Here is a 1,578-nt window from a genome sequence, read left to right on the forward strand (position 1 = left end):
CGCAATCTCGTCGAGCGCCTGTTCAGCAAGCTGAAGAACTGGCGCCGCGTCGCCGCCCAATACGACAAAACCCGAGAGTCCACCCTTGGTTTCGCCGCCCTCGCCTCAATCAGGATGAGGATAGCCTTTGTCCATGTGGCCCAAGCCTGAATTATTCGACGGAAAGATGGGAAAGCGCCCTCATCCTGAGCCAACAGCTGTGCTGCACTCGCGCAAGGGCTTCACCAACGTCCCGAGGAATTCAACCAAGCAATCGACGCGGGCATGTTTCTTGCTTTTGGTAGTTTGTTGCTGAGTGCCTCGGCCAGCTCGATATTGTATGGCTTGTCCAACGATGACGTTCCGTTACTCAAAAAAGGGAGAATCGGTCTATCTGGAATACGAGGAACGACACTATGCTCGCACTGACAAAATTGTCGGATCATTGGGGCTTTAGGTTTCAAAGGGTAGCTCAGAGTTTCAATTATACTGACGCCAATAGCTGCGTAGGAAGCCAAATTGCCGCGAAGCCTGCGCGCCACTTATCTAACTTCTCACAGACATTTCCGGTCCGCCTCATATCGCCCCAAGCTTGACCTTAACGTAAACGGCAACTACCCCCGACAGTCATGAGCAATCCGGCTGAGGCTCCCCGCACTGACGAGTCGCAAGCGGCGCTGTTGCATGCTTTTGCCACCGCGCCGGCCCCGCCCGCGGCCGGCGACGCCAGCCATTTTTCGATCACCGAACTGGCGCTGGCGTTTAACATCACGCCGCGTGCCATCCGTTTTTATGAAGATCAGGGCCTGATCACGCCGGAGCGGCAGGGGCAGAATCGCATCTATTCCCGGCGGGATCGCGCCCGGCTGGCGTGGATTCTGCGCGCCAAGAATGTCGGCTTTTCGCTCGCCGAAATCCGCGAAATGATCGATCTGTATGATGTGGGCGATCACCGTCTGACGCAAAAGCGCGTGACGCTGGAAAAATGCCGGGCGCGCGTCGTGCTGCTCGAAGAACAGCGCGCCGATATCGATGCCACCATCCACGAGTTGCAACAATTTTGCGGCATCGTCGAACACTCGATGAAAGCCTGACCGATGCCCACCTATCGCGCTCCGGTGAAAGACACGCTGTTCGTGCTCGATGCCGTTGTTGGCCTTTATGGCCACGGCAATGTGCCTGGCTTTGAAAGCGTGTCGCCCGATCTGGTCGAGGCCGTGCTCAATGAAGGCGGCAAGTTCTGCGGTGAAGTGCTGGCGCCGCTCAATCTGCCGGGGGACCGCCAGGGCTGCACCCGTCATCCCGACGGCAGCGTGACAGCGCCCGACGGGTTCAAGGCGGCATACAAGCAATTTTGCGACGGCGGCTGGGGCGGGTTGATCGCCGATGAACACCACGGCGGCCAGGGGCTGCCCTATGTGATCGGCGCGGTGCTGCAGGAATTCATCGCGGCCAGCAACATGGCATTCGGCATGTATCCCGCCCTTTCGGAAGGCGCGCAGGCGGCGATCGAAGTGGTGGGAAGCCCGGAACAAAAGGCCAAGTGGCTGCCCAATATGGTGCAAGGCCGCTGGACCGGCACCATGAACCTGACCGAGC

2 protein-coding genes are annotated in these 1,578 nt (G+C 58.9%); both read left to right on the plus strand.

Annotated elements, in window-relative coordinates:
- Window positions 1-608 precede the first annotated feature (608 nt).
- Window positions 609-1,073, plus strand: coding sequence for a MerR family DNA-binding transcriptional regulator (locus tag ACESL8_RS10135; protein ID WP_372918427.1), 465 nt, complete (start codon window positions 609-611; stop codon window positions 1,071-1,073).
- Between the two features lie 3 nt (window positions 1,074-1,076).
- The coding region (locus tag ACESL8_RS10140) for an acyl-CoA dehydrogenase family protein (protein WP_372918429.1) at window positions 1,077-1,578 on the plus strand (502 nt) is incomplete at its 3' end.

The sequence above is a fragment of the Sandarakinorhabdus sp. genome (assembly GCF_041689835.1).
Lineage (GTDB): Bacteria > Pseudomonadota > Alphaproteobacteria > Sphingomonadales > Sphingomonadaceae > Sandarakinorhabdus.